The 3,604-nt window shown below is 64.2% G+C and carries 3 protein-coding genes; 2 read left to right on the top strand and 1 reads right to left on the bottom strand.

The window, feature by feature from the left end; all coding sequences use genetic code 11:
• On the top strand, positions 1-1,653 hold a 1,653-nt coding region (locus BP858_RS07530), incomplete at its 5' end, for a molybdopterin biosynthesis protein (RefSeq protein ID WP_286879208.1).
• Here the strand turns inward: BP858_RS07530 and BP858_RS07525 are convergent.
• Positions 1,580-2,062 (bottom strand): TIGR00725 family protein, encoded by a 483-nt coding sequence (locus BP858_RS07525; RefSeq protein WP_014866097.1) that lies wholly within the window; start codon positions 2,060-2,062, stop codon positions 1,580-1,582. The genes BP858_RS07530 and BP858_RS07525 overlap by 74 nt on opposite strands.
• A 499-nt stretch (positions 2,063-2,561) precedes the next feature.
• On the opposite strand from BP858_RS07525, the gene BP858_RS07520 reads away from it, so the two are divergent.
• The coding region (locus BP858_RS07520; protein ID WP_286879207.1) for a class I tRNA ligase family protein at positions 2,562-3,604 on the top strand (1,043 nt) is incomplete at its 3' end.

The following is a 3,604-nucleotide window of genomic DNA, read 5'->3' as shown; positions in this document are numbered from 1 at the left end:
GTCGGGGCAAGCGAGCAGAACCCGGTGACTCTCCCGGATGCGGCGAGGGTCAATACAGGAAACATCGTCCCGCCCGAGTACGATGCGGTGGTCATGATCGAGGATGTCTGGGTCGACGACGAGACCTATACTGTCAGAAAACCGGTCAGCGCCTGGCAGCATATCCGCCCGGTCGGCGAGGATATCGGGGAGTCGGAGATGATCCTCCCGTCGCATCACCAGATCCGGCCGCAGGATGTGGGGGCGCTTGCAACCTACGGGGTCACCGACCTTGCGGTCCTCAATGTCCGTGTGGGTCTGGTCCCCACCGGGAGCGAGCTGGTGCCGGCGGGTGTGGTGCCGCCGCCCGGGAAGGTGGTGGAGAGCAACACCCTGATGGCCGCGGCGGTCCTCGAGGGGGCGGGTGCAGAGGCGCACCGCTACCCAATCGTCCCTGACGACTACGACCTGATCCGTGATGCCGTCCGCCGCGGCGTCGCCGAGAACGATATCCTGCTCGTCTCGGCAGGGTCGTCTGCCGGAACCCGGGACTACACCGCTGATATCATCCGGGACCTCGGCGAGGTGCTGGCGCACGGGGTCGCCATCAAGCCCGGAAAACCGGTGATCATCGGTCGGATCGACGAAAAACCAGTGATAGGCCTCCCGGGCTACCCGCTCGCGGCCGCGACCGTACTCCGCGAGATCGTGCTCCCGCTCGTCGCCCGCTACGGCCTTCCCACCTGCGAGCCCGAGCGCGTCGCCGCCAGACTAACCACGAGCCTCCAGTCAGATATCGGGACCGATGAGTTTGTCCTCCTCTCGACAGGAAGGATCGGTGACCGGTGGGTTGCGGCGCCGCAGTCACGGGGTGCGGGTGTCCAGATGAGCGCGGTGCGGGCAAACGGGTATATGCAGATCCCGGCGCAGAAGGAAGGCGCAGAGGCCGGGGAGACGGTGGCGGTCAGGCTCTCAGTCCCGCGCGCAGAGGCGGAGGAGGCTGTTCTCATCACCGGCAGCCACGACCCGGCCCTTGACCACCTGGCAGACCTGGTCCGGCCGCGCGGTGTCGACATTCACTCCACCCATCTCGGGAGCATGGGCGGGGTGATCGCGCTGAAGAAGGAGGAGTGCCATGCGGCCCCGATGCACCTCCTCGCCCCCGACGGCACCTACAACACCTACTACCTGGAGCGCTACATGCCCGGCGCCGACCTCGTCCTCCTCTGTGTGGCAAAGCGGCAACAGGGGGTCATCTCCCGCGACGGACTTGGGTTTGACGACCTCCCCGGGCGGACGTTCATCAACCGGCAGAGGGGGTCGGGAACCAGGATCCTCCTCGATCACTGCCTCGCAAAGTGCGGGATCGACCCGACATCCATCCCCGGGTACGGGCGTGAGGCGACGACGCACCTTGCGGTGGCCCTTGCGGTCCGGACCGGGGAGGCGGATGCGGGGATGGGGGTCTACAGCGCCGCAAAGGCGCTCGGACTTCAGTTCGTCCCGGTGGCGACGGAGCGGTACGAACTCGTGATGCACCGTGCGATGCTCGACGACCCAAGGATTGCAGCCCTGGTTGAGACCGTCTCGTCGGAGGCGTTCAAGCAGGTCCTCCAGGACCTCGGGGGCTACGAGACGGACGAGACCGGCGTCCTGCGCGAACTGCAAGGGTGACCGCCTCTTCCGGCGTGGCGCAGGCCGTCACCCCCTCTATTTTCCATGTGCGAAGCCCGAAGACGGGTTTTCCTGTCTTGAGCGCGACCGCGATCTCAGAGAGCGTCCCGTAGCCTCCGCCGACGGCGATGACCGCGTCAGCGGAGTTGACCAGGACGACGTTCCTTGCGTGGCCCATGCCGGTGCGGATGACCACGTCGAGATAAGCGTTCCCGTCCCCGGTATCGGGGAGGATGCCGACGGTGGTGCCGCCCGCTTCCTTCGCGCCCTTGCAGGCGGCCTCCATAACCCCGCCGAGGCCGCCGCAGCAGACGGTCCCGCGGTTGCCGGCGATGAGGCGGCCGACGGCCTCAGCCTCCCTGTATTCCTCCTCTGAGCAGTCCCCCCTCCCGATGACTGCGATCTGCATGGGGGAGACTCGGAGGTTTGCCTATAAAGACCTGCCCGGGGTTTGCTCCTACTTCCGCGTGCGACCGACGATCCCCCTCACATACTGCGGATGAAGATGACTCGGTGCAGTGGAGTTCCGGGGTCAGAATAGTCCCTGAAACCCGGATTGCCTCATGCGAAGGACGCGAAGCCGCGAAGTAACGTTGCCAGCATGTACCGCTTCGTCTTCGCGTTCTTCGCGGCTTCGCGTGAGGTTTTGGTACGGAGGTGATACAGTCTCACGCGAAAGACGCGAAGGCCGCGAAGGGGGCTCTATACCGACCGGCAACCGAACTTCGCTTCCTTCCACGTGAGACCGGCGATCACTCCCACGGCCCCCTCAAGTTGAGGTGAAATGGTCCGCTCAGGAATGTCATTCCATGCCGCCCCCACCCCCCGACCCCGCACGGCACCACTCCAAAATGATTTGTTCCACGAGGACAAACGGTACACCAGAGTGTGGATATGAGGGATATGAGGTGAAAGAAGTCACCAGCAGTTATAACCCGCGTGACATCGAAGCAGGAGTCCAGGATTACTGGAAGAAAGAAAATACCTATGCACGCGTCAAGGCTCTGCGGAAGGGTGGAAAAACGTTCTTTTTTGTCGACGGGCCGCCGTATACCACCGGCCACATCCACCTCGGCACTGCCTGGAATAAGATCATAAAAGATGCCATCCTCCGGTATCACCGGATGCGGGGCGCAGACGTCATCGAGCGGGCCGGCTACGACATGCACGGTCTCCCCATCGAGGTGAAGGTGGAGCACCAGCTCGGGTTTGCCTCCAAGAAGGATATCGAGGAGTACGGTATCGCCAGGTTCATCGAGCAGTGCCGGGAGTTTGCGGTGACGCACATGGAGATCATGAGCGACCAGTTCCGGCGGCTCGGTATCTGGCTCGACTTCGAGAACCCCTACCAGACCATCAAGGAGGACTACATCGAGTCTGCGTGGTGGACGATCCAGCGGGCGGACGAGCGCGGGCTCCTCGAGCGCGGCCACCGGGTCGTGAACTGGTGTCCCCGGTGCGAGACCGCTATCGCCGATTCAGAAGTGGAGTACTGGGACGAGACCGATCCCTCCATATTCGTCAAGTTCCCCGTCACCGGGCGCGAGAACGAGTACCTGGTGATCTGGACGACGACACCCTGGACCCTTCCCGCAAACGTGGCGGTGGCGGTCAACCCCGAGTTCACCTACGCCCGGGTGCGGGCTGAGAAGGACGGCAGCGAAGAGATCCTCTGGATCGCCGACGAACTCGTCGAGTCTGTCCTGAAGATGGGGCGCTACCAGGACTACACGGTCGAGGGCCGCGTCCCGGGAAGCGATCTCGTCGGGACGGAGTACACATCACCGCTCGCCAGCCCTGTACCGCGCCAGTCCGAGATTCGGCACCGGGTTGTGGCTGCAGACTACGTCGAGCTCGATAACACCGGTCTCGTCCACATCGCCCCGGGGCACGGGTGGGACGACTACCTGGTCGGTATCAGGGAGGGGCTGGAGGTCTTCTGCCCGGTCGA

Origin of the sequence: Methanoculleus sp. UBA413 (genome assembly GCF_002502935.1) — an archaeon.
In the GTDB taxonomy this organism is placed as follows: domain Archaea; phylum Halobacteriota; class Methanomicrobia; order Methanomicrobiales; family Methanoculleaceae; genus Methanoculleus; species Methanoculleus bourgensis.
This window is presented reverse-complemented; position numbering and strand designations above follow the sequence as displayed.